The sequence below is a fragment of the Spirochaetales bacterium genome (assembly GCA_016930085.1).
Classification (GTDB): Bacteria; Spirochaetota; Spirochaetia; order SZUA-6; family JAFGRV01; genus JAFGHO01.
The window spans coordinates 19687-40405 of the sequence record JAFGHO010000082.1 but is presented as its reverse complement, the minus strand read 5'-3'; the positions used below and the strand labels follow the sequence as shown (position 1 = coordinate 40405).

The window sequence follows — 20719 nt, the reverse complement described above, 5'->3', positions numbered from 1 at the left end:
CGTTAAATGATCACGACAGGAGAATACCGCATTAATCGGTTGTCCGGCTTTTTTTATTTCCTTTAAGATAAAAATTCCAAGCGGCATGCACTTTTTAAGCGTTATACAATGTATGAGAATAGTTGCTTTAGGAGTGGCATATGATACAATCGCATTTGCGTGAATTCCATTTTATCATTCCCGGTACAATGAAAGAGAATCTGAGGAATTTCCGATTATTCGGTACTAGGTGTTCGTTGTCCGGTGTGATTGTCGGGATCATCTCCCTTGTCGATCCTTTGATCGTTAGGGAGCATCAATGGGGAAAACAACGGATGAGCCGGTATCAACCGGTATCGTTTAATCCCGATGAAAGCAGGGAGCATGTGCATGTGTATTTTCCTGAGGAGATGTATCGAAAGATCAAGCTGTTGCACTCGGATTTGAATTCTTATAGTATCGCGCAGCTTTTGCGTTGGTTGTTGGAGTTGTTTTTGGCGTTGGTGGAGAAATATGGGAATAATAAGGTTTTTCAGAAATTGAAAAAAACATTCAGTTATTGGAAAAGAGAAGAGGAAAACCTGCGATGTAATCCTCGAAGGAATTTACGACAATTGTTTAGGATAATTCAGCATTTACCGGGTCGGAATAGATTGATTTCCACTTATACAAGTCATTATTTACCATTTTGGATACTTCGTCTCTAAAAACACAGATACCGCCCACCCCACGCTTTATATATAAATACCTTCAGGGCCGACCATTACGAATAATTGTTTCTAAAAAGAAGAATACAACCGAAAATACAAACCGCCGGACCCGACATACGCTTGACCCGGAAACGGCAAACACGGAATGGGTATAAGCACATTATATAAACCGGTAGACCCGAAGCGTTCAGGGCTGCGCATTGAATTTCGTGATGAGATCGTATTTCCGTGTGACGCCGACTTTTTTGAAGATGCCGGTGATGTGGTATTCGACCGCCCGTTTGGACACGTGAAGCCGGTAGGCGATCTCCTTGTTGAGAAATCCTTCCAGAAGGAGGGATGCGATTTCCTTTTCGCGGGCAGAAAGACCGTATTTGATACAGAGGGAATCGAAGGTTTTTTCTGATTTCCGTTTTTTCAATCCCCCAATCCTCGAAAGCATACCGTCGATCCCTTTACGTATTTTCATTATCTCCCGTTTCTGAATGTTGTCCCGCAGCGCGATAATGGATTCTATTTTTTTCTCGAGTTCTTTAATGGAAAACGGTTTTCTGATATAATCGATCGCGCCGCCTTCCAGACCGTGTAACGCCTCGTCCCGCTCGTTTGCCGCGGATAGAAAAATAAAGGGAATATCGCAATATTCATCTTTTCCGGCAAGCATGGCAAGGAACGAATGTCCGTCCATACCGTCCATCATGACATCCGAAATGATCAACTCAGGAGGTTTCATGGATTCGAGCCGGGCGAGCGCTTCACGTGCGTTCAGTGCCGGAAATATGTCGTACGTTTTTTTGAGTGACGTTTTAAGGAAATCAAGCATCTGTACATTGTCGTCGACAATGAGTATCGAGGGTTTATCGCCTGATATCTCATCTTCCGTGATATCCCCGGGGGAGATAATATCTGCCGCGGGTTCGGAAAGAGGAATATCGGAGAGACCTTTTTCGCCGGGAGTTTCTTTACTCTCGATAAAATCAACGGTGAAACTGGCACCGCCGCTTTTGCTTTTGGCAACGACGATCGATGCACCAAGATCGTCAAGGATTTTCTTCACGATCGACAATCCAACGCCGATGCCCTGTTTACTCGACCGTTTCCTCGAAAGCTGGTAATACGGTTCGAATAGGTGTTCGATTGTCTCTTTGGAAAGCCCGGGCCCGTTATCGCTTACGCGGAATACCGCCTTGCCGGCTTTTCTTCCCACTTCTACCGCGACCCTCCCGCCCGGCGGCGTATATTTGATCGCGTTTTCAATCAAATTATTCAATACCCGGTCGAGTGCCCACGGGTCGATTTTGACGACGATATTATTCATGGTGTTGAGTTCTATGGTAATGTCTTTTTTTGCGGCAATGGACCTGAACAGTATGCACTTTTCCCGTACGGATTCACAGAGATCGACGAATGAATCATGTGAAAACGACATTCTCCCTTTTTCGAGCCGTTCCGCATCGAGAAAATTAACCATATTTTCGATCAGGATATCGATGTTCTGTTTGACGATATGCAGTTCCGGATCGGGGTTGCTGCGTGCCAGAATGCGTTCGAGGTAATTCTGGATCAGCGTAAGCGGTGTTTTCATCTCATGTGCGACATTGATGAAAAACTGGGTTTTTTGTTCGTTTGCCTTGTAAAGCATGCGGTTCGTCTCTTCCAGCTTTTCATTCACGCTTTTCACCTCTACCATGAGACGCATGTTCTTTATCGTACTGCCGATCGGCCCGTTCAATGTGTCGTATACAAGCGACGCATAGTTGTTGACGTCAACCGCGATAAACCCGTACTGCTCGTCTTCATAGAACAGCGGGAGGATGCAGGAGGATCGTCTCTCGTCGTGAACAAGTATATCGCCGAACACCGATTGTAAGACAAGGGTTTTCTCCCTTACGTCCTTGTCACGGTGCTTCCTGCCGTAGCCCGAGATGAGTTTGACGCAATCCGAGGGGGCGGGCAAATCCGTGTAGAGAAAGAGAAAGGCGCTTTTTATTTTAAAATCAGGCAGAATACGGACCAGCCACTCGTCCAGCTCACTCGTGTTTTTCAAACGTTTGAGATCGTCCAGAATGAAGATTGTTTTTACAAAACGCATGACCATCTCCCTGCCCTGTCCAGTCAGCCCGATGATGTTTTCAGGTGCTATGGGTTTTTCGGTATCCGGCTTTCTTGCAGGGGTTTCCGGGCGGGGGGCGATAGTACCCCCTTTGTATTTTGTTCGACCGCCGCCACAGCCGCATGAGTCGCGAATAACGAGTTCGGCGTTGAAGACCGTGTCCTTTCTTGCGGGGTCGTATGATTGGAGAAGTGATACTGCGGTTTTACCGATTTCAAAAACATGCGGGTTCACGGTAGTGATTGTCGGTTCTTCAAAAATTGAGTAAAGGATGTCGTCGAATCCGGTAACCGCGACATCACGGGGTACATTGAAGCCGCGGTCTTCGAGTTCGTTCAAAACGCCCCATGCCATCTGGTCGTTCGCGCAGACGATCACATCCATGTCCCGTCCCGGTATGAGGCCTCGTTCATCAATGTAGGTCCGTACCGCCTCTCTGCCGGAGGGGGTTGAAAAGTTGCCGCTTGTTATAAGAGAGGAATCAAGCGGTATTCCCCCGGATCGCAACACGGACGTATAAATTCCCGATCGTTCGATTGCATCGGGGCTTTTCCCGGGACCGTTTACGAACGCGAGTTTCCTGTAGCCGTGATCGTCGGTGAGGTGCCGGACGAGTGAGTGAAATCCGTTCACATTGTTCGTGAGTATCGCGTTGCCGTGAGTTGATGTAAAGCCGATGGTGACGAGAGGAAGGGACGCGTACCGGGAAACGAATTCCGACACCTGCTTGTCCGTACTGAAGTTGGTGATCATCGGAAGTATCGCGAGGCCGTCGAGTGAGGCGTCGAGTGCCATATCGTAGACGACATTAAAACCCTCTTCATGGGGGTAGGGTGAATTGATCGAGCGGCCCACGAAATAAAAAACATCGATATTATTACGTTTTGCCTCGTGTTCGATTCCTGATATAAGTTCGGACTGATAATATCCCTGAAACCAGTCGGTGAGAACACCGAAACGAGGCCGGGTTTTTTTTGACATCGAATCATCCATATTGTTTCTGCCGCATTATATATGCATGCGAATATATTTGTACGCTATTGAGTTGTCGTTACCGCAATACATCACGCCTTTTCAGTATTCTGATGTCATAATAACATACAATCGTACCTGAAATCAATACCCGGTGAACCCGGTGTGCCATTGACTCGCTTTGAAAGAAATATCCAGCCATATTTCAAATCAAAAAGGGTGTTGTCGCGATCGATCCGCCTTCGGTATTTTTACGGCAAACCGAAGGTTTACCGTTACGGAGAACCGGGTACAATGAAACGTACTATTGTAGATGCATTTAATACACCGGAGTGAGGACGCTTCGGATGAATTTTATAAAAAAGGAGTTTCAAAAATGAGAAAAAAGGTGTTTATCGTAGTAATTCTGATCGCATTCAGCCTGGGTCAGGCGTTTGCGGCGTCATGCGGTGATGTCAATGCAAACGGGGAGGCCGACATTGTTGATGCACTCCTCATCGCCCAGTACGCAGTGGGCCTGTATCCGGCGAATTTCGATTCCTCGGTTGCGGATGTCAACGGGGACGCCGATATAAATATCGTCGATGCCCTTCGTGTCGCACAGTACTCGGTAGGGCTGGTATCCCAGCTGTCATGCCCGTCGACATCGACACCGGATCCCACATCGCCGCCCGCAAGCGGTGGGCCTAACACGATGGGCTACTGCGGATGTTCGATGGCCGAGAATGTCGCGAACGGGTATCGTGCGGTCGGCGGCCAGCGTATGTGGGGTGGTTACGGGACGGGAGGTATGGTCGTCCAGAACTGGACTGACCCCAATTCCAGTTCATGGCAGTTGTTCGACCAGCAGTCGGCCAGATACGGAAAGCCGTCCGCGGTGTGGGTGCAGGTGTGCATTTTCCCGCAGGGAGCGACATACGATGAAGTGAAACAGATGATCGCAGCCGCGAAGCAGCATGCGGCACCCGGCGCGACGATCTACATCACCGGTCAGCCGCTTTACCCGGAGGGCAACGTGTGTACGCTGGCGGGAGGGGCGGACGGACCTCCGTCGACCGACAGACTCGCGCAGCAAGCGGGTAATGATTCGTCGCTGAACGTGATATACTCCGGGACCTTCACGCTTCGTAACTCAGAGGTAGCGGACGGTTGCCATGCAAACTCTGCGGGCGAGCAGGCACTCGGAAACCAGGCGGTGGAAAAGTGGGGCAGGTAGATATCGAAGGTACGTGCACCTTGACGTGTTATACGGCCGGACAATGGATGTGAATGATATCGCGGGTATATCCCTTACCCTGACTTGTTGATACTTTGGTGTCAAAGGTCACCTTCTCACCAATGCGGATTGTTCTTCAGGACAATCCGCATTGGTTCCTATATAAACGTCATCAACAGTGCGTAAAAGAAAGCAGGTCCCGGCAACCCCGTTTGCGCGGCCGGTCATTCCCTCTTTTTTTCCGGAATCCTCAGAATGATCTTCTGCCCTTCTTTTGTAACAAGCAGCTTGTCATGCCCTTCCGCCTTCAATGCATCGACATATTCGGCGGGAAGCTGCAGGCGGCCGGAGCCGTCCATAACAACCATTTCGATGTGTGTCGATGAGTCCCCCGAAAAACCGAACTCGTGCGGTGCCTTTGACCCGTGTAGTTTCTTGAACTCACGGCTGTAAAAACGATTGTGGATAAACTCGCTCGACACCTTGCCGTCCCTGATCGCCACAATGCGGTCGACTTTTTTCGAGAGGTCAAGGTCGTGGGTGACGATGACGACGGTCACCTTGAGGGTCTTGTTCAAATCTCTCAGGATGCCGAGAATCCGGTTCGTCGCCCCGGTGTCGACGGAACCGGTCGGTTCATCGGCGAGGAGGAGACTGGGTTTGTTCGACAATGCGATGGCAATCGCCGCACGCTGCTGTTCGCCGCCCGACAGTTCGAAGAGGTTGTGGTTTCGTCGATCATCCAGACCGACCATCTCGAGCAGTTCGCGGGCCCTGCTGTTTTTTTCCTTCAGGGACATCCCCGCCATGGGAAGGCGCACGTTGTCGAGGGCTGAGAGGTAGGGGATGAGGTTTCTCGAATTGTTCTGCCACACGAAACCGACCGTCCGGCGTCTGTAATGATCGAGTTCCCTTTCCGTCAGCTTGTATAACTCCCTGCCTGCGATGCTGATTTTTCCGGCTGACGGCCTGTCCAGTCCGCCGATTATATTCAGCAGCGTGCTTTTCCCGCTTCCGGAATTACCGATGACGGCAATAAATTCGCCGTCATCGACTTTCAGATCGAGTCCCTGAAGCGCGACAACCTCGATCTCCGTGGTTTTATATATTTTTACGAGGTTTTCACATTCGATCATCTTTTTACGTCTCCCGCGATTTTCCCGTCCCGGAGGGTATACACGTGATCCGCCAGTTCCCGGAAATTCGGATCGTGTGTCGTCATGACGACGGTCATGCCCATTTCCTCGGAAAGCTCCTTGAACAGATTGAGGACCTTGATCCCGAGCATGGTATCAAGCGCCGATGTCGGCTCATCGGCAAATATAATATCGGGAGAATGAGCGATCGCCCTCGCAATCGCCACACGCTGCTGTTCGCCGCCGGAGAGTTCGAATGGTCTGTGGTACATGCGTTTATGCATTCCGACGATCTGAAGACAGTATTCGGCGCGCTCCTTCCGTTCGCCACGGGCGAATCCCGAAACCCTTAAGCCGAACTCGATGTTTTCATACGCCGACATTATCGAGATAAGCCCGATGGACTGAAAGACAAACCCCATCCGTTTTCTTCTTAAAAAATCCTGTTCCGATTCGGACATAGAGGTTATTTCCGTCCCGTCAAAAAAAATATTTCCCGACGACGGCGTATCAAGCGCCCCGAGCAGATTGATAAGGGTGGTCTTCCCCGAACCCGAGGGACCGCAAAAAATCGTCAGATCCCCCCTTTCGACGGTCAGATTCGCTTCCTCCACTGCATGGACTTCTTCCAGGCCGGAATGATAGGTCCGTGAAAGTTTTTCGGCGACGATAAGCGGTTTCACCTTTTAATCCTCCCCCAGCTTCAATGCCCTGCCGATTTTGAGCCGCCTTACAAAGTACCTGAGAAGAAAAAGCCCCGTTCCCAGAATGATACCGACAATCGCATAGATCTTGATATAATCAGCCCGGGAGGCGATCACGGCAAACGGGGGGACCTGCGTCCGGGAACTGAACACGAGTTGCAGAAAGGGAACGAAAAGCCTCGAGGCGATTCCCCCGATGACAATCCCCATGAAAATCGCACTACCCGACATAAGCAGCTGCTCGAGGACGATCATCGTCATTACTTCCCTCCGTGTCAACCCGATCGCCCTGACAATTCCGAACTGGAGAATCCGTGACCTGAGTGAAAGCATCCAGTAAATCAAAAAACCGATCGCACAGACGAACATGATAAGAATGAATCCCTGGGTGAGGGCGCCGTTGATCCCCTTCAGAAGGGGGTCGTTTTTCCGCCTGATGAGTTCCTGCGAAATACTGTCCATCTGCCTGATTTCCAGTTTCCGTTGTTCGATATCCGTATACACCGTTTCGTCCGGCGCGCCGTCTTTTTTTCGTAACCAAATTTGATACGGTTCGAGCGAGAGTCTGTTCTGTAGATATTCGAGATTGGCGACAACAAGTGAGGGGAGGGTGTTGAAGGTCGTTCTTGAGTGCGGATTATAGGTGGGCCAGTAGTCGACAAAAGCGTAGATCGTTCCCTGTAAATAATCCTGATCTCCCCATGTAATGGAAATCGTATCACCTTCCCGGCATTTGTACAGGCGCCCGAAATTTTCCGAAACTAAAATCGCCTGGGGCGAATCGGCAAGGAGGTTCAGGTAGTTGTTGATATGATAGGGAAGAAGATCGTTCCTGAACCACGCGACCTCCCCGAACTCGTGCGGGACGATTCCCATGACGGTGACGTTCGTTATCAGGTCATTCCCCACCAAAGCCTTTCCCGACGTTTTCGTAAATACTTTGGTCACTTTTTCCGTCCCTTCGATCTGCGTGTACGGGAAAAAAGAAGGTTCCCGGAAATGAACAGCCGCGGATATGCCTTCCACCTCTTCTTCAGGGACAAAGGAGGGGGCATTCCTGTTTTTTCGTGCTTCCTGTGATGTGATGTCCTGGGCCCAGACAGGCTGTAACGTGAGATCCGCACCGATTGCGTACCTGACCTGATCTTCGATATTTCGGTTCAGTGTTCTTGCCATATTCGCGTTACAAATACCGATCGCGATCGAAAAAATGAGAAAGAGCATTAAAAACTGCCCTTTTTCCCCGGCCCTTCCTACCTCGAGGAGTGCCGCATACATGAGGGGCGACCATCGTTTTTTCCCGACATGATGTACCACCCCGACAATGACCGGGAAAAGGCGCAAAAACAGCAATCCGGTTCCGAGGATAAAAAAGGTTGAGGCAAGAAAAAGCAGCGGATCAATACCGATATCGATCCCGCTCGCCCCGGTTATTTCCATGATGTTTTCCTGGCTTTGATATCTGAATATACCGTAGCCGGCGATACCGAGGATCAAAACGTCGATGAAATATCTTTTCCAGAGCGGGGGTTTTTCTCCCCCGGACTTTTTCAGCTGAAGTTCGACAATACTCATCCGGGCCCTGAAAATAACAGGGACAACGATCACGGCAATGAGAAAGACGAGGGTAAGGCCCGAATACAGGTAAGCGTCGGCGTTGAACGCAACAGGTAACGCCGCACGCCGGACGAATTCCAGAAATCCATTACTCGCCCCCATGATCCTGCAGATCGCGAAACCCATGGGCGGGCCCGCGATCAAGGCGATTCCGCTGATAATAAGGCTTTCGATCACATAACCGGTCAATACCTGGAGTGAGCTTTTACCCCTGCTTTTCAATACCGCGATTTCGTTTTGTTCGTTTGTGAGGATTTGATGTGATATCATGAAAAGATAGAAGAATATGAGAATCAATACCGGTATATTAACGATCCAAAGAATCAGACGGAGTTGTTTTTCCCGCTTTGTGTAATCGATGAGAATAGGTTCCGCCTTGAAATCGATACTCAAAAAATGTCTGTACCTGTTCGCAAGGCGGTGGTGGGTTTCAAGGACCGATGTCATGGTTCCGATATTTTCCAGGGTGAGTCTATGATAATCGAGGGCGATATTCCATCTGGCGGAAGTCAAAAGGTGTCGTTGTTTATTCACTATCTGTCCGGTAAAAAATGAAAAATCGCAATACATGGCCGTTGAATTGACGCCAATCTCCCAATAGGTATCGGTAAAATCGCGAAACGTAAAAACACCGATGATCACTGCCTTTGTGAACGGTTCGTTCATGCGGGTTTCCACCGTACATACCTCACCCGGATAAAGGTTGTTTTCCTGAAGGAACTTTTCGGTGACGATCACCTCGATAGTGCCGTCGGTTATTTCGGGTGAAGGATATCTGCCCTGAAGAATTTCTATATGCTCCTCCATATCCTCAAGGGCCGAGAGGGTGATATAACGGCTTTTCGGATCGGCTTCCCGCCGAACGGCGGGCGCTATCTCATACGAGTCGATGGTTACTTCTTCTGAAACCGATAGCACGGGAATCGGGATCTGGGGAATCAATTCGGCGAAAAGGTTCGATTTCAGATTAATGTAAGCGGGAAGCCGTTCGTCTTCATCGAGGTAACGGACATTGGCCGCAACGAGATAATTTCCCGGAAAACTCCTGGTTTTCGTCTGATAGGATTCGAGATCGCTTTTTAAAAGGCGCTGGAGAATGCCGCTTGTGTAAAGGGGTATCGAAGCGACCATTGCGACCGCCAGAATGAATCCGGCAAGGAGGCAGCCGACCATAAGCCGGTTGTTGATCATTTTCTTGAGAACGAACCGGAACATCCCGCTTTCCCCTCCCCCTATTCGACAATCAGTTCGCCGGGCTCGAGACCGCTTTTGATTTCGTATTCGGATGTGGTCTCGATGCCCGTTTCAACATCACGCTCGCTTACCATATTGTTTTCGAATACTTTCACGAACTTCCTGTTCAGGTAGGAATGAACGAGTCTCCTGGGTATGACGATGACATTGTCTGCGCGTTCCAATACGGCTTCAATGGTCGCGTCGTCGTCGATCCCGGTTCCCGGGGGCAGACGATCGATCCGGATCAACACCGTCTCTTTCATTTTGTCGTAATCGTCGACGGGTGCCTGAAAGGGTGTCATGACCACTTTTCCCCCATACCGTTTGCCGTCAATCGTGACCTCGACCGGCATACCCCACCGGAAACGATCGTGTTGTGTTCCCGTGTATTTGAGGATAAGCCGGTCCGGTTGGGCGATCTTCACGATCGTGTCGTAGGGTTCCAGGTATTCACCCTCGTGAACAAAAGCCACATAATCGACGATACCGGAAATCGGCGCCCGCATGATCGATTTTTCGAGTTCATCATTGAGTTCCTCCAGTCGAAGACGCGCCATTTCGATATCGTTCCGGGCGGCGGCAAGCTGGTATTCATAATCCATGACGACCTTGTCGTATTCGCGCTCGCCCACGGCGACCGAGTGTTCCTGTTTTTCTATCTCGATCTGCGCCATACTCTCCTTGAGTCTGTATTTCAGTTCGAGATCGCGTTTTAACTGATCGAGGGCCATTTTGCTGATTGAGATGTCGATCTCCGCGATTTTTCCGAGTTTCTCGAATATGTCCCGGGCCCTCCGGAGAACGATCTCCTGCCGTTTGATTTCAGTCTTCAGGGTGTCGGTGTCCAGCGTCGCACAGATATATCCCTTTGCCACTTTCTGGCCCGGGGTCACATCCAGGGTTTTCAGATACCCGTCGCGGCTTTTAAAGGACACATCGACCTCTTTTTCAGGGGCAAAATAACCGGTACAGGTGATGCTTTTGACGATCGATCCCTTTTTGACTTCGTGGGTTTTATAGACGACCTCTTCCGGTTTTTTCAGTGGCGGTGCGAGCATCTTTTCTTCTTCCGGGAAGAAGAATCCACTCATCGAGGCGATCAGCACAATACCGGCAATTATCCCGATGATCGCACTATATTTTCCCGCTGCCGCCAACGAGGATTTATTTATTTTCATTGTTACCCTTCCGCCATTCATCAAGCTGGGATTGGACTTCGACAACGAGTTTGTCGATGCCTTGCTTTTTCTGTTCCCTGATATAATTCTCTATCGAATCGGAATTGTATCGCTCCCCTCTCATATAGTGTTCGAATTCGCCCAGGACGATCCTCCTTCCCGCCATCAGATTTTCTGGATATACCGGACGAAACGCGCCGTGAGGGGGATAACGTGAGGTGCGTTCAAAAGCGGCGATCACTTCGTCCCTGTATGTCCTGGAGGCGGAGACATGGGTGCGTTCGAAGTCCATATCGAGAAAAATCGTCCGCTGCCAGTTGAGAAATGCGTCCTTGATCGTCACCCCTTCGGGAAAGTAGTACTGGTCTCCTTTCAGCAGGTAATGTTTTTTTTTGATACCGTAACGGAGGAGATCATAATGATCCTGGTTGCCGTGCAGCCACTCGACAAACATCATAGCCCGCTCGGGATGTTCGGAGTGCGCACTGACCGCCATTCCTTCGATATTATAGGAATAACGCAGCGAGATCGAATCCGGAAAAAGCGGGTATTCGACATACCGCCAGTCGACGCCGGCTTCAAAAAGCACGGTATTGAACCGTAACGCCTGAAGCTGATATCCCATTACCGCCGCTATCCGTCCTTTCGCGATCAGGTCGTCGTATGGTTGAAGGAAAAATGTGTCTTTGAGAAAATATCCTTTCCGTATCCAGTTATGAACGCGTTCGACTGTCCGGGGAAATTCGGGCGTCTGCTCCCACGGAATGATTTTCATTTCCGGATCGTCCCATCTGTAAACAAGGCCGAGGACGTAATCGAAGACGACATATCCAAAGCCGGAAGCGAACAATCCCAAAAGGGTATCATACACTGCGAGGGTGACAAGAATATCCTCTTTTTTGTTCACCGTATCGAGGTACACATCGAAATCATCCAGGTTTTTGATGGGCGGAATATTATGTTTCTGCATGAGGTCGTCGCGGACGATAGCGCACATCATGTTTATTTGCGTGAAATTATTGGGGACGGCAAACAACCTGCCGTGCCGCCTGTGAACTGCGAGCTTATAGTCATCCAGCCTGCTGTAATACGAGGGTGCGTATTTGGGAAAGAGATCGGTGATATCGAGGGCAAAGCCTTTCTCATATGCTTCTTCGAGAAAATCGACGCTTCCTTCATTATTATATGCGAACATATCGCAGGGGTCTCCCTGGGCGATCAGCCTTTTTAATGTGTCCCTGTAAATATAGTGCGGTATAAAGATAAAATTCAGCTTGACGTTCAATGCCTTTGCCGCCTTTTTTTCGACCTCATCAAGCACGTCACGCATCGCCTCCTCATCGCCGTTATTCGCGATGAAATAGAAGGTGAGGGTCACCGGATCGAGGGAGACCTTTTTGATGCCCTCGCCGAGCAGATCGAGAGTGTCGGTTTTCGGGCTGCACCCGGATACCGCGAATACCATCATGGCTGCGCAACATATACGGACAAAAAAAAGTCTTAGTTTCATTTCACGCTTCCTCTCTTCAATAACCAGCCCGGCTTATTTCGTCGATAAAAAGCCGGGCGTCGTTGTTCATCTTTTTATTCCGTGAAGTGTTGAGAAATGTTTCAAACGCTTTTTTCGCCTCGCCGTACCGGCCAAGGGCGACATAGACTTCCCCGGTCTCGAAAACGGCATTGATGAATGTGGGATAATGTTTTGCGACGAAATCAAGTTCCTCCAGGGCTTCCCCGAATCTGAGTTCCATTCTGTAAATAACGGAAAGAAGATAACGTGCAAGCCCGTTGTCAGGATCAATCCGCAGTGCTTTCCCGGCCGCTTCCATGGCGGCATCGGGGGAATCGGTTCTCATGAAGGCAAACGACAGATTGACATACCCCAGGGGATTGTCCTCATCAAGGGCGATCTCTTCCCGGTACGCGTCGATTGCCTTCCCGTATTGACCGTTTTCCGAGTACTTGTCACCCAGGGCGTGATAAAAGGCGTAATTATAGGGATTCAGCCGGACCGCGGTTTCAAGATACCCAAGGGTATCGCTCCCGGGCGAATCATAATCCGCGTAACGGGCCTTGAGAAAATTGACTTCGGCCTCGACATACTTCCCGATTCTTCCGACCTCTTCCCCTCCGGGCAGGTTAAAAACACGGCTTTCCGGGTTTCTTGAATACCTCAGTAGTTCGTCGATTATCGCGAGATTCGGATGCCTGCTGATATAACGGCTGAACTCGGGAAGAGGATAATTATCCGTTGCGGGCGGTACATCGGAACAATACGGGATGAGTTTTTCCTCCGTGCAGGCAAAGAGGGCCAGCAGGGCAAAGGGATCGTCCAGATGGACCGTCCTTAAATCGGCCTTCACCTTTTGCCGCCTCAGCTGCAGATCCAGTTTCCGGAAGTCCACCTCAAGAGGTCCGGGGGTCCCGACGAGGAGGATGTGACCGATATTGCACACCCAGAGGCTCGTGTGGGGAAACACCTCGACGAAACTCCGGACGAGCATTTTGTATTCGTTCTCCGTCATCCAGTTGGTGGCCATCCATTGGCACATAACGCCGTGTTCGCTGAGCCGCCGTTTGCACAGCTCGTAGAACTCCTTCGTATAGATGTTGATGCTCAGCCGCGGGTGCACGGCGTTTGTCGTGATGACGTCGTACATGTCCGTCGAGGCGGCCAGGAAACTTCTGCCGTCATCGACAACCACCCTTAATTTGGGTTCTGAAAGCACTCCTCCGTTTTCTTCCTTGAAATAGCCCGTCGAACCATAGAGGATTTCCGGACATATTTCGACGCACACCACTTCCTCGATATCGTCCTGAATCAGCGATTGCGCCGTGACGCCCATACCGAAGCCGACGACGAGTGCGGTGCGGGGATTGTCGCAGAGAAGGTAGGGCAGGTACCCGAGCAGCTTGTGAACCCGGATGTCTCCGTATTCGGCGATCGCGGTCACCGCGCCGTCGATTGCCAATTCCTTCACACCGTCAAACTCTTCAGGGACGGCGACCGTGGAGCCGAGTCCTTCCCGGTAGAAGAGAAGGCGGTCGCCTTCCTCTTCAGTCTGCCAGTGCCTGAAGTAGCGTTCCCCCGGCGCGAAAACCAGCACAATGACGGCGGCGCAGAGCGTTGAAAGGGCAGCGACTGCTTTTATCGGCCTCCTTGTGCGGGGATGCGCGATAATGAGGGCGAGACCGATACACACGTTCAGCGCCGCGGTAACGAGGACGGCGTTCACCACGCCGAGAAAAGGGATAAGGATAAATCCGGCGGCGAACGAACCGAATATCGAACCGATTGTGTCCAGGCATCCGATCACCCCGATCTTTCGGCCAACTTTCCCGATGTTCGTCGTGTAGATGCCGGCGACAATGGGGAATGTCGTCCCCATGAGGACGGCGGGCGCGATCAGGAGGAGAAAAAAGAGGAGATATTCCGTCCCCAGCGAAAAAATCCACGGTTCGCCGTACTGCGGACGTACCGTGTTGAGGTGGCCCGCGAGCGGAACGAAGACAATCAAAAGGACGCATGAAACGATCCCGATCGCGATTTCGATCGCGCCGAGAAGAAAGACGAGGTTTTTCCTTCTGTCGACAAACCGGGTGATGATGAGGCTCCCGATCGAGATACCGGCGATGAACGCGGCAATCACGGTCGCGTAGAAATAGACGCTTCTGTCGCATGAAATACCGAGGAGAATCCGCGTCCAGATCACCTCATAGGAGAGGGTGGTGAATCCCTCGATCGCGAACACCCAGAGAACGAGCCTCAGGAAGGCGGGTGAATACCGTTCGGGTTCCGCCGCTTTTTTTGTTTTGCTTTCTTCCGGATTTTTCCCGTTATCATGCGGCGTTTCACCGGTTCGGGTTTTCCTGATGAAGAAAACGACCGCCGCGATTCCGAAATTGAAGCACGCGGCGAGAATAATGTTTCCCGAAAGCCCGATAATCCCGATAAGGACGAAACTCGAAAGCACGCAGCCTGAAACCGCGCCCAGGTTGTTCGCCGCATACAGCCGGCCGACGTTTCCGCCCAGACCGCGTAACGACGTGACATAATACTTGCTCAGGACGGGCAGGGTCCCCCCCATCAGGGTCGTGGGCGGCAGGAGGACGATAAACGATACGGCAAAACGGAAAATACTGTTGACATAGACGTCCGGCCGTATCGTCTTTGTCAGGGCCGTGTAGACACCGGTCAACACATCGAGTATTACGGGGAATAAAAGGGCGAATGCGCCGATACCCGCTTCCAGCAGCATAAAGACGAAAAGGGGGTCCTTCCGTTTGTCGATGAGTTTCCCGAACAGATAGCTGCCCGCGGCGAGGCCCGCCATGAAAGCGGTCAGGACGGTCGTTACGGCGACGGCCGTCAGCCCGAACACCTGGCCGAGCATGCGAATCCAGATGATCTGGTAAATGAGGGCGCTCACGCCGGAAAAGAAAAAAACGGCGATGAGTATCGGTTTTACGACCCGGACATTGTCTTTCATTGAAACGGATTATAGACCAAGCAGGGTGAAAAGACAAGGGAAAGGGCCATAGTATGTGCCGTCAATAAAAGACGACAATTGTCGTCACCCCGGGTGCGCAGGGGAATCCGGACGCGGGCTATTGCCGGAAAGCGATGCCGGTCGGGTAAAACATCTGGTTTTCGCCGGCGCCAATCGTGCCGAACGACGTCCAGTCCGTTCCCGATATGTCGCTCATGCGGACGATCCGGTGATTGTCGTAATCGGTAACATACATCCTTGAATCATCGTCAAGAGCAATAAAGCAGGGATGGCTGAACTGATTGACCCCGTTTCCCTGGGTGCCGATGGAAAACCAGCTCGAATTATCCATATCCCCCATTTTGATTATACGGTGATTGCCGTAATCGGAAACATAAACAACGCTCTCCCCGTCGACAGCGATGCCGGTGGGATAGGAAAACTGCCTTGTTCCGGTTCCCGCCTCGCCACCGACACTTTGCCATCCGTTCCCGTACATGTCATTGACACGGACAATCCGGTGATTGCCGTAATCGGCGATGTAAATTTTGCCGTCGCGGCTTAAGGCGACGCCGCAGGGACTCGAAAACTGAAGCGAGGTACTCCCCTCCGCCCCGAGGGATATCCAGCCCGCACCCGTCATGTCATCCGTGCGGACGATCCGGTGATTGCCCCTGTCCGCAATATAGATCCTGTTGTCATTGTCCAGGGCAATGCCTGAGGGATTCGTGAATTGGCCTTCTTCATTGCCCGCCGTACCGAAGGTCATCAATCCCTCTCCGGCCGTATTGTCCATGCGTATAATCCGGTGATTGTCATAATCGGAAATATAAATCTTTTTGTCGTTACCGGCTGCGATACCGTACGGGCGGCGCAGCTGTCCGGGCAGGTTTCCGTATGTGCCAAATATTTTCCTCCCCGTACCGGCCATGTTATTCATTTTGATGACGCGGTAATTGTTTTGATCGGTAATGAAAATTTCTCCGTTTTTCCCGGTAGCGACGTCCCGGGGATAGGCTAGTTGATCCGGACCGGCTCCATACGTCCCGTAGGAAGTCCAGCCATTCCCGTCCATATCATCCATCCTGATAAGCCGGCAATTGTTGTAGTCTGCGACATATATCCTGTTTTGTCCGTCGACCGTTATACCGAAAGGATTTTTAAACTGGCCCGTCGCACTTCCGGACCCTTCTTCGCCGCCGAGTGATTTCCACTCCTTGCCCGTCATATCGCTTATCCTGACAATCCGGTGGTTATTGTTATCGGCAACATAGATTTTCCCGTCAGGCCCCACGGCAATACCCTGAAATCTGTAAAATTGATTGACCCCGCTTCCCCTTGTCCCGAATACGGCCCAGCCCGCCCCGGTCATCTTATCCATCCTTACGATACGGTTATTGTAGGTATCGGCGACATAGATACGGCCGTCGATACCGGTCGCGATACCGAAAGGCCTGTTGAATTGCTGATCTCCGACTCCTTGTATACCGATGGTTGTCCAGCCTTCTCCCGATATATCGTCCATCCGGACAATCCGGTAGTTATAGGTATCGGCAATATAGATTTTCCCGTCGTTCCCGATTGCGATGCCCGAAGGATAATAAAACTGGCCTTCCCCGCTCCCCTGCCGGCCGAAGGTGATGCAGCCCGAGCCCGAAACGGGATCTATCCGGATGATGCGGTGATTGCTGTAATCGGTGATATACGCTTTCCCGTCCTTATCAACGGCGATGCATCGCGGCTTGTTCATGGGAAAGGCGGGATCGGGATAACTCTGCCACCCCGTTCCGTCCATGTCCCGTATCCCGAAGATTCTTGCATTGGATCCGTCGGCGACAAAAATACTCGGGAGTGAATTATTCATGTTTACCGGCTCATTCTCGGAAATGCCAATGTCGCTGCAGCCGGAGACGATCAGAAGAAACAACAGGAAAAGCAATGGTTTTTTGTTTTTTTGTCTTCTCTCTTTCATTTTCAAACTCCTTATTGAATAGCTTTTCATTTTGTTACACGTTGAAACAGATTTTCCGGTTTGTCAAGCATCATTGATGAGTAATTATACATCATTGGATTTTCATCAAGCGGTGTGCTTTGAAAACGGGAGTGCCAAGTAATGGAAAAAATTGTGTGTGCGTGAAGACAAAAGAAAAGGGACAGCCTGAACGGCCGTCCCTTTGTGTTAGTCAATAATAACATCTGCTATACGATTATTTACTGAATCGTGACACTCCCGTCATTCGCGATCTGATTAGCTATGGGATCCGTATTCTCATCGACAAGATCCACAATTGTCACCTCAAGCACGGTCGTTCCGCTTTCTATGGCAATCCAGTGTGTGATGAATAAATTGAGATCTTCAGAGGGTCCTTTCCCGCCTGTATCGAATCCGCTCATAACAAGCGTCCCTGTTTCCTCGACCGCGTTGGCCGCCGCGACGAATCCGTCCGGGCCGGCTTCGACGCCGTTTGTTCCTATATCGGTATCGACATCGAGATTAAAGGTGTTATATTTGATACTAATCCCGTATGCCGCAAGTTTTTGCTCGCCGGTATGGCAATGGACTTCGATCGTGAATTTATCGCTATTTTTTACCGTCAGTTCTTCCGGGACAAGCCATACTTCTCCCCCCTCTCTTCCGCCGGGAACGGCGGTCGGAGCTGCAGTCGGCACTATGGTCGGCACGGCTGTCGGTACTGCCGTGGGTACTGCGGTCGGAACTCCAGTGGGTACTGCGGTCGGTACGGCTGTCGGTTCATCGACAGGTAAATCCGTCGGCTTCGGCGATTCGTTCACATCCGCGCACCCGCCGAGGTTGATGATAATACATACGACTGAAAACAAAATTAACAAAACAGAAGCACAATAGACACCTCTTTTTTTCATTTTTCTTGCTCCTTTTATTTATTCTTTTGCCCTTACCATATATGCCGTTACGCTTTTCGCTTTCACCCCAATCCACGATATATAATGACAGGCTTATCTTTTCTATTATTAAGATAATCACGTTTTTACATATTTGACTATAAGCATTTACATTATTTTAATTATAGGATTATACCCCATACAAAGATAGGACATAAGACCTTATTGAAGAGCCATAAAACCGGGCGGTCTTTCCGGCTTCCTTTCCCCATGCTTGACAGAATCGGGCGGTGAGATTATAGTTTTTTGAAGAAAGTGATGTTTCCTGTCTCTTTCTGTATCCCGTATCCGAAAAGGTAGCAAGAGATGGTGTATAGAAAATCCTGTCTGCTTTTTATTCTCTCGATATTGATTTTATTCGGTTTTACGACAATTGTCGTATACGCCGGTGAAAACCTCCTCCGCAATCCGGGCATGGAACAGGGCGATATCGCCTGGTGGAGGGTCTGGGAATTCAATAAAAATATATCGCGTTTCGAGATTCAGACAGAGGACCCGTATGAAGGACGGTATTATGTCACGATCGTCAGTGATGAGGAAAACGACGCCCGGCTCGTCCAGCAAGTAGCGGTCAATGAAAATACTGTTTATAAAATATCCGCATGGGTCAGGACGGATAATGTCGGCCATGCGGATACCGATCTGCTCGGCGCCAATCTCTCCATCGACAACCACTTTATCACATCACCAGACGTCAAGGGGACGACGTCCGGATGGCGCTATCTCGAACTGTATGTCAGGCCCGAGCGGGGATTGACCCGGCTGCCGGTCGCCCTCTGCCTCGGCGGCTACGGCAGCCTGAACACGGGGAAGGCCTCCTTCGATGCGGTAGAGGTGGTTGAAGTCGAAGATATTCCAGCGCGCGCGGCGGTATTCTCCGTCCCCGCGCCGCGTACCGACGCATCCGGAGATGACAAGGGTGGGAAAAATACGGCGGGAGGATTTTCGGCTATAAGGCTTGTCTACATCGTCCTTCTCGGTGCCGTCGTTTTAGCGCTTATCGTTACGGGAATTATCATCCTCAGAAAAAAGGGAATCGTGAAACGGATTCCCGATTTTGTCGGGAAATGGATCGATACATTCTTTCCACAGCCGGAACAGCATCTGAGCGGGATTAAAAAGATCACGCAATCCCCCTACACGAAAGGAATCGTCGCCCTGCTGCTCGTAATTATTATCGGGCTGCCGTTTGTCCATGATATCTGGGAATCGATCGAACAGGAACCGATTCCGGGAAATGAAAACCACTACGTCTATCAGGCAAAGGCGATCCTCGAGGGCAGAATCGACATCGGTGTACGGCTTCACGATACGGCTCAATATAAAGGCAAGGTATATGTCATCTATCCGCCGTTTCCCGTACTCATCCTTCTTCCGTTTGTCGCCGTTTTCGGATTAAAAACGGAAGTCACCCTCATCGCGATTCTTATCGCCGTTATTAGTGTCATTCTCCTCGCGCGGATACTTTCCAGACTGAACGTGAAGCGTGAGGTCAGGCCATGGGTTCTCCTTGCCTTTTTTCTCGGGACCGGTTACTGGCTGTGCCTCAGAAACAGCCTCGGGGTATGCTGGTTTGCACATGTCGTTGCCGTGTTTGCCATGCTTGCCACCCTGCATGAAACACTGGGCAGGGGAAACGGAATCCTCGCCGGTCTGTTTTTGGGTTTCGCTTTTCTTTCCCGCCAGTTGAGTATTTTTTTCGCCCTCTTTATCGTGTTCGGCCTCTGGACGAACGATCGGAGAAAGGACATGAAAAACAGGATCATGCACACCCTTTTCTTTTTCTCCACTCTCGGCGTCTGTGTGATCGGATATCTGGCGTTCAACTATATCCGGTTCGGTAATATCTTTGACACGGGATATGCCTATCTGGAACTCGGCGGGTTTATGCAATACCGCGTACAGGAGTACGGACAATTCAGTATGTTTCATATTCCTTTCAACGCCGTCTATATGTTCCTTCAGGGTTTTCACCTGAATTACGGCGACGGACCGAACACGGTAACAAGCGTGCACCAGTGGTGGCCGCTCGATCCCTTCGGTACTTCGCTTACATTCGCGAGCCCCTTTGTTTTCTATTCGTTACGGGCGCGATGGAAAAAAAGTCTTCTCGTTCCCGCCTGGATTTCCATCGGCATCGTCCTTGTCGGGACACTCATGTATTACAACAATGGCTGGGTTCAATATAACACACAACGCTTCAGCATCGATTTTATGCCGTTGTTGATTATTCTTGTCGCCCTCGGACTTCAACACGGGAATAAATCCTTCTTTAAACTTCTTGTTCTCATGGCCGTCGTATTGAATGCCATTACCATGCTTGTCATCCCTGCCGCGGGATAGCAGCGTGTACGATAATATCTGAAGGTTATCGGACGTTTTCCATTTGAAAATCATACCGCTTTTCTTCTATAATGTTATACTAGAAGGTAAGGATAATATAAGG

General features: G+C 50.5%; 12 protein-coding genes. 3 read left to right on the top strand and 9 right to left on the bottom strand.

Features of this window, described 5'->3' with window-relative positions; all coding sequences use genetic code 11:
- Positions 1–876: 876 nt before the first annotated feature.
- A complete protein-coding gene (locus JW881_14150; GenBank protein ID MBN1698653.1) occupies positions 877–3783 on the bottom strand; it encodes a substrate-binding domain-containing protein in 2907 nt (968 codons plus the stop codon).
- Between the two features lie 367 nt (positions 3784–4150).
- Between JW881_14150 and JW881_14145 the strand changes: the two genes are divergently transcribed.
- On the top strand, positions 4151–4990 hold the full coding sequence (locus JW881_14145) for a dockerin type I repeat-containing protein (GenBank protein MBN1698652.1): 840 nt from the start codon (positions 4151–4153) through the stop codon (positions 4988–4990).
- A gap of 224 nt (positions 4991–5214) precedes the next feature.
- On the opposite strand, the gene JW881_14140 is transcribed toward JW881_14145, so the two are convergent.
- From JW881_14140 to JW881_14105, 8 genes are all read right to left on the bottom strand, one after another.
- On the bottom strand, positions 5215–6126 hold the full coding sequence (locus tag JW881_14140) for an ABC transporter ATP-binding protein (protein ID MBN1698651.1): 912 nt from the start codon (positions 6124–6126) through the stop codon (positions 5215–5217).
- On the bottom strand, positions 6123–6809 hold the full coding sequence (locus JW881_14135) for an ABC transporter ATP-binding protein (protein MBN1698650.1): 687 nt from the start codon (positions 6807–6809) through the stop codon (positions 6123–6125). The genes JW881_14140 and JW881_14135 overlap by 4 nt, the downstream gene beginning before the upstream one ends.
- 3 nt (positions 6810–6812) lie before the next feature.
- Complete coding sequence (locus JW881_14130) at positions 6813–9662, bottom strand: ABC transporter permease (GenBank protein ID MBN1698649.1); 2850 nt, start codon at positions 9660–9662, stop codon at positions 6813–6815.
- A gap of 17 nt (positions 9663–9679) precedes the next feature.
- The gene (locus JW881_14125) at positions 9680–10861 is read right to left on the bottom strand and encodes a hypothetical protein (protein MBN1698648.1); all 1182 of its coding nucleotides are present in this window, start codon (positions 10859–10861) and stop codon (positions 9680–9682) included.
- On the bottom strand, positions 10848–12371 hold the full coding sequence (locus JW881_14120) for an extracellular solute-binding protein (protein MBN1698647.1): 1524 nt from the start codon (positions 12369–12371) through the stop codon (positions 10848–10850). The genes JW881_14125 and JW881_14120 overlap by 14 nt, the downstream gene beginning before the upstream one ends.
- A gap of 16 nt (positions 12372–12387) precedes the next feature.
- Positions 12388–15351, bottom strand: a complete 2964-nt coding sequence (locus JW881_14115; GenBank protein MBN1698646.1) for a fused MFS/spermidine synthase — start codon at positions 15349–15351, stop codon at positions 12388–12390.
- 118 nt (positions 15352–15469) lie between these two features.
- Positions 15470–17323 (bottom strand): hypothetical protein, encoded by a 1854-nt coding sequence (locus JW881_14110; protein MBN1698645.1) that lies wholly within the window; start codon positions 17321–17323, stop codon positions 15470–15472.
- Between the two features lie 239 nt (positions 17324–17562).
- A complete protein-coding gene (locus tag JW881_14105) occupies positions 17563–18021 on the bottom strand; it encodes a hypothetical protein (GenBank protein MBN1698644.1) in 459 nt (152 codons plus the stop codon).
- 1 nt (position 18022) lies between these two features.
- On the opposite strand from JW881_14105, the gene JW881_14100 reads away from it, so the two are divergent.
- A complete protein-coding gene (locus tag JW881_14100; protein ID MBN1698643.1) occupies positions 18023–18217 on the top strand; it encodes a hypothetical protein in 195 nt (64 codons plus the stop codon).
- A 362-nt stretch (positions 18218–18579) separates the two neighbouring features.
- Positions 18580–20616 (top strand): hypothetical protein, encoded by a 2037-nt coding sequence (locus JW881_14095; protein ID MBN1698642.1) that lies wholly within the window; start codon positions 18580–18582, stop codon positions 20614–20616.
- Positions 20617–20719: the final 103 nt, after the last annotated feature.

What these genes read in the sequence shown, in the direction of transcription:
- JW881_14115 (MBN1698646.1), bottom strand. Translation starts at nt 15,351, where the DNA reads ATGAAAGACAATGTCCGGGTCGTAAAACCGATACTCATCGCCGTTTTT.
- JW881_14110 (MBN1698645.1), bottom strand. Translation starts at nt 17,323, where the DNA reads ATGAAAGAGAGAAGACAAAAAAACAAAAAACCATTGCTTTTCCTGTTG.
- JW881_14145 (MBN1698652.1), top strand. Translation starts at nt 4,151, where the DNA reads ATGAGAAAAAAGGTGTTTATCGTAGTAATTCTGATCGCATTCAGCCTG.
- JW881_14140 (MBN1698651.1), bottom strand. Translation starts at nt 6,126, where the DNA reads ATGATCGAATGTGAAAACCTCGTAAAAATATATAAAACCACGGAGATC.
- JW881_14095 (MBN1698642.1), top strand. Translation starts at nt 18,580, where the DNA reads ATGGTGTATAGAAAATCCTGTCTGCTTTTTATTCTCTCGATATTGATT.
- JW881_14100 (MBN1698643.1), top strand. Translation starts at nt 18,023, where the DNA reads ATGGTCGGCACGGCTGTCGGTACTGCCGTGGGTACTGCGGTCGGAACT.
- JW881_14120 (MBN1698647.1), bottom strand. Translation starts at nt 12,371, where the DNA reads ATGAAACTAAGACTTTTTTTTGTCCGTATATGTTGCGCAGCCATGATG.
- JW881_14150 (MBN1698653.1), bottom strand. Translation starts at nt 3,783, where the DNA reads ATGTCAAAAAAAACCCGGCCTCGTTTCGGTGTTCTCACCGACTGGTTT.
- JW881_14130 (MBN1698649.1), bottom strand. Translation starts at nt 9,662, where the DNA reads ATGTTCCGGTTCGTTCTCAAGAAAATGATCAACAACCGGCTTATGGTC.
- JW881_14125 (MBN1698648.1), bottom strand. Translation starts at nt 10,861, where the DNA reads ATGAAAATAAATAAATCCTCGTTGGCGGCAGCGGGAAAATATAGTGCG.